The sequence below is a fragment of the Halomonas sp. genome (assembly GCF_041689495.1).
Classification (GTDB): Bacteria; Pseudomonadota; Gammaproteobacteria; order Pseudomonadales; family Halomonadaceae; genus Halomonas.
Map to the genome: position 1 here is coordinate 1 of NZ_JBDNGD010000465.1, position 5,037 is coordinate 5,037.

Here is a 5,037-nt window from a genome sequence, read left to right on the forward strand (position 1 = left end):
ACCCCGAAGCTGGTCTCTCCCAGGACCCCGCGACCGGTTATCCTCGGCCGCCGCGGCGCGAGTTCAAGGGTCGCGGCAGCTTCGTGGAGCGCTGTCCGGAGTGCGACCTGCCGGCACTCAACTGTCTATGCCCCTACCGGACCAGTGCCGAGAGCGAGGCCCGGGTATGGTTGTTGACCCATCCCATGGAGCACCACAAGCCTACCAACACCGGGCGGCTGATCCGCGATGTGCTGCCGGACACCGAGGTCTTCACCTGGTACCGCACGGTGCCGGACCCGCGATTGCTGGCGCTGCTCGATGAGTCGCGCTACTCGCCCTTCGTGGTCTTCCCCGATGACCAGCCGGACTACGCCGACCGGGTAGTGGGCGTCGAGGCCGTGACCCGGGCCAAGGCGGACGGCCGCATCCCCGTCCTGCTTCTGCTCGACGGTACCTGGCGCCAGTGCCGGCGTATCTTCCGCAAGAGTCCCTATCTCGACGCCTTTCCGGTCCTGCCGCTGGTCACCGAGCGCCAGACCCGCTATCGCTTGCGCAAGCCGGCTTCGGCCTCGCATCTCTGTACCGCCGAGGTGGCGGCCGAGTTGCTGCGCCAGAGTGGTGATCACCGGGCCGCCGGGGTCCTGGACGACTATTTCGATGCCTTCAATGACAGCTACGCCGCCAGCCGGAAGTTCGAGAAGCTCGACGCCCCGACGGCGGCAATGCGGCGCCTGCTGGCGCGCCGGGAGGATGAAAGAGAGGCCTGATCAGCCGCCGAACAGCGCGCCGGCGATGCGGAAGCCGGCGATCCAGGTGCCGGCGGCGGAGCCAAGGGTGGCCATGATGAACACCAGCAGTGTCCGCGACACCCGGTTGCGCCACCAGCCCTTGAGCTCGGTGACATCGTGGCGCAGGGACGAGAAGTCCCGCACCTTTGGCTTGCGCAGGTAGAGTTCCACACCGGCGGCCACGAAGCCGGCCCCGATGGTCGGATTGAGTGAGGTCAGTGGTGCGGCGAAGAAGGTGGCCACGACCGTCAGCGGATGCGCCAGGGCTGCCAGAGTCGCCGCGGCCGAGAGGACGCCGTTGATCAGGAACCACTCGATGACCAGTTGCCAGCCCAGCTCGGTGTTGCGCGAGAAGCCGATGGCGAATCCGGTCAGTACCAGGGCAGTGACCAGCCAGGGCAGAGCCTTCCACAGCTTCGAGGGAGGCGGCGTGGCCTCCAGCGCCTCACGTTCCACCACGGGGCTTCGGGGCTGGGGGCCTTCCAGGTGCTCGGCCATGCCCTTCATGTGGCCGGCACCGATCACCACCAGGACGTGGCGGTAGCGCCCCGGAGGGGCATCCTCCGCCAGCCGCAGGACCATGTAGCGATCACGCTCGGTGATCAGGGGGGTATAGAGCGTCTCCGATTCGGCGGCGAACTCGCTGAAGGTGGACTCCAGCACATCGCCTTCCTTGAGACGCTCAATCTCCGCCGCCGAGACTTCCTGACGGGAAAGGACGCTACCCAGCAGTCCCGAGAAGAGCCCGAAGCGTTGCCACCAGGGCACGTTGTGGTAGATGCGCTTCAACGTGATGCCCACGTCCCTGTCGATCAGCATCAGCGGCAGCTTGCGGTGGCGCGATTCCTCCAGGGCGGCGCGCATCTCGGCGCCGGGCTCGATGCCCGACTGTTCGGCCAGGCGCTGCTGGAAGGCACCCAGCGCGAGGCTGGCGGCCACCAGCCCCGCCTTGCCCTGGCGGAAAATCTCGAAGAGATCCTGGCTGGCCATGGCATCGGGATTCTCGAGGCTCTGATGGCGGGAGCTGCACAGTTCGATGGCCACGGCATCGTAGTCCCCCGAGCGGATCATTGCCCGCACGTCCGCGGCGCTCTCGGCGGAGACATGGGCGGTACCAAGCAGGGTATAGCGGGTCTCGCCGGCCTGGATGACACGGCGTGGGCCACTGGTGGCAGCCTCATGGTGGGGGGTGATCACGGGATCCTGGGAATCGGTCATGGGTGCTCGGTTCGTGAAAGTGAGGGACTGATTATCCATGAAGGCTGCCGGCGGGCCAAACCGGCTCAACGCCGCCAGAAGGCAGGCGTGAACAACACCAGTACCGTGAAGATCTCCAGGCGGCCCAGCAGCATGGCCATGACCAGGATCCACTTGGCCAGTTCCGGCAGGTCGCCGTAATGGGAGGAGGCATTGCCCAGCGCCGGGCCGAGGTTGTTCAGGGCGGAGGCGACCGATGACCAGGCGGTGACCTGGTCGACCCCGGTCGCCATGACGCCGACCAGCATCAGGAAGAAGAACATCACATAGACCGAGAAGAATCCCCATACCGCCTGGGCGATGCCGTCGGGCACACTCACCTTGCCGACCTTCACCGCGATGATCGCATTGGGATGGATCAGGCGCATCACCTCGCGCATGCCCTGCTTGAGGATCAGGATGATACGAATCACCTTCATCCCGCCGCCGGTGGAGCCTGAGCACCCCCCCACGAAGGCGGCAACGAACAGCAGGAAGGGCAGGGCACCCGGCCAGTGGGAGAAGTCGGCCACGGCATAGCCCGAGGTGGTGGCGATGGAGACCACCTCGAACAGGCCGTGGCGGAGTCCCATTTCGATGCCGTAATGGCCGGTGAGCCACAGCGAGATGACGGTGATCACCGTCAGGCCGGCCAGGAACAGCAGCAGGAAGCGTGCTTCCGGGTCTACAAGGTACTGGGACAGGCGCTTTTCCCGCCAGGCGGCAAAGTGCAGGCTGAAGCTCATCGCCGAGACGATCATGAAGCCGACACCGATCAGCTCGATCGTCGCACTGTCGAAGTGGCCGATACTGGCGTCATAGGTCGAGAAGCCTCCCAGGGCGACCGTGGAGAAGCTGTGTCCCAGGGCATCGAACCAGTTCATCCCGGCGGCCAGGTAGGCGAGAAAGCAGGTCACGGTCAGGCTCGCGTAGATGTACCAGAGGGCCTTGGCCGTCTCGGTGATGCGTGGCGTGAGCTTGGAGTCCTTGAGCGGCCCCGGGATCTCGGTACGGTAAAGTGCCATGCCGCCTACCCCCAGGGTCGGCAGGATCGCCACGGCCAGCACCACGATCCCCATGCCGCCCAACCACTGGAGCTGCTGACGATAGTAGCGTATCGATTCCGGCAGGAATTCGATGCCGGTGATCACCGTTGCGCCTGTCGTGGTCAGCCCCGAGAAGGACTCGAAGACCGCATCGGTGATCGTCAGTGCCGAGACATCGGCCAACAAGAAGGGCAGCGAGCCGAACAGGCCGAGTACGCTCCAGAACAGCACGGCGATAAGGAAGCCGTCGCGGGTACGCAGTTCCTTGCGGGCGCCGCGATTGGGCAGGTACATGGCAGCACCGGTGGCCACGGTGATAGAGATGGCGACAACGAAGGCCTCCCAGAGGCCATCGGCGAACCACAGTGAAATCAGGATCGGAGGCATCAGGGTCAGGCTGAACAGCATCAACAGCAGGCCCAGGATGCGCAGGATCATGCGCAGGCTCATTGGGCAACCCCCTCCATCACATCATGACCCGTCAAAACATGTCCTGTGGTCATCAGAAAAAGGTCAGCCCGACCTGGAAGAGCCGCTCCACGTCACGGATACGGCGCTTGTCGATCACGAAGAGGATCACGTGATCGCCGGATTCCACCACCACGTCGTCATGGGCGATCAGCACCTCCTTGCCACGCACCATGGCACCGATGGTGGTGCCCTTGGGGAGGTCGATATCACCGATGGCGCGGCCGACGACCTTGGAGGACTGGGTATCGCCATGGGCGATGGCCTCGATGGCCTCGGTGGCCCCGCGTCGCAGGGAGTGGACGTTGACGATGTCGCCGCGACGCACATGGGTCAGCAGGCTGCCGATGGTGGCCTGCTGGGGAGAGATGGCGATATCGATCTCGCCGCCCTGTACCAGGTCCACGTAGGCGGCGTTGTTGATCAAGGTCAGCACCTTCTTGGCACCCATGCGCTTGGCGAGCATCGACGACATGATGTTGACCTCGTCGTCGTTGGTCAGCGCACAGAAGATGTCGCAATCCTCGATGTTCTCTTCTTCCAGCAGGCGCTTGTTGGTGGCGCTGCCGTGGAGCACCACGGTGCGGTCGAGCCGCTCCGAGAGCAGGGTACAGCGTTCGACACTGCGCTCGATGATCTTGACCTGGTGGCTGTGTTCGAGGTGCTCGGCCAGACGCTCGCCGATGTTGCCACCGCCGGCGATCACCACCCGGCGGAAGTCGCGCTCGACCCGGTGCAACTCGCTCATCACCGCGCGGATATCGCGGCGGGCGGCGATGAAGAAGACCTCGTCGTCGGCTTCGATCACGGTGTCGCCGCGGGGAATGATGGGGCGATCGCGGCGGTAGATGGCGGCGACCCGGGTATCGACGTTGGGCATGTGACGGCGCAGGAACCCCAGGTCCTGGCCCACCAGGGGACCGCCGAAGACCGCCTTGACCGCGACCAGCTGGACCAGGCCGCCGGCGAACTCCAGGACCTGTAGCGAGCCGGGATGTTCGATCAGTCGGCGAATGTGGTCGGTGACCACCTGCTCGGGGCTGATCAGCACGTCGATGGGGACGGCTTCGTGGGCGAACAGCCCCTTGCGTGTCAGGTAAGCGGTGGCGCGCACCCGGGCGATCTTGGTGGGGGTGCGGAACAGCGTATGGGCGACCTGGCAGGCGATCATGTTGACTTCGTCGCCGCTGGTTACCGCGATCAGCATGTCGGCGTCTTCGCAGCCGGCCTGGCGCAATACCATCGGGTAGGAGCCCGGCCCGACCACGGTGCGGATGTCGAGTCGGGTATGCAGCTCGCGCAGTCGCTCGCCGTCGGTGTCGACCACGGTGATGTCGTTCTCTTCGCGGGCCAGGTGTTCGGCCAGCGTGCCACCCACCTGGCCGGCGCCGAGGATGATGATTTTCATCTATACAATGTCCGCAGCCTATCTATGCAACGTCGATTGTTGCGTTGCAATATTTAGATCAGCATAAACTACCTGCCGGCTCGGGAACAGGATGGACGGGTCAGTCCAG

At 64.9% G+C, this 5,037-nt stretch carries 4 protein-coding genes; 1 reads left to right on the forward strand and 3 read right to left on the reverse strand.

The genetic code is table 11. The features are described 5' to 3' along the window. Window positions 1–749 (forward strand): tRNA-uridine aminocarboxypropyltransferase (locus ACESMD_RS14160; RefSeq protein WP_372614249.1); only part of this gene is annotated, 749 nt, incomplete at its 5' end. Here ACESMD_RS14160 and ACESMD_RS14165 read toward each other — a convergent pair. The 3 genes from ACESMD_RS14165 to trkA form a co-directional block, all read right to left on the reverse strand. After that, complete coding sequence (locus ACESMD_RS14165; protein ID WP_372614251.1) at window positions 750–1,988, reverse strand: TraB/GumN family protein; 1,239 nt, start codon at window positions 1,986–1,988, stop codon at window positions 750–752. It lies immediately after the preceding gene. 65 nt (window positions 1,989–2,053) lie between these two features. Next, window positions 2,054–3,502, reverse strand: coding sequence for a TrkH family potassium uptake protein (locus tag ACESMD_RS14170; RefSeq protein WP_372614253.1), 1,449 nt, complete (start codon window positions 3,500–3,502; stop codon window positions 2,054–2,056). A gap of 52 nt (window positions 3,503–3,554) precedes the next feature. Beyond that, window positions 3,555–4,928, reverse strand: coding sequence for a Trk system potassium transporter TrkA (gene trkA / locus ACESMD_RS14175; protein WP_372614256.1), 1,374 nt, complete (start codon window positions 4,926–4,928; stop codon window positions 3,555–3,557). Window positions 4,929–5,037: the final 109 nt, after the last annotated feature.

Coding starts and splice junctions, on each gene's coding strand:
- ACESMD_RS14165 (WP_372614251.1), bottom strand. CDS start 1,988: ATGACCGATTCCCAGGATCCCGTGATCACCCCCCACCATGAGGCTGCC.
- ACESMD_RS14170 (WP_372614253.1), bottom strand. CDS start 3,502: ATGAGCCTGCGCATGATCCTGCGCATCCTGGGCCTGCTGTTGATGCTG.
- trkA (WP_372614256.1), bottom strand. CDS start 4,928: ATGAAAATCATCATCCTCGGCGCCGGCCAGGTGGGTGGCACGCTGGCC.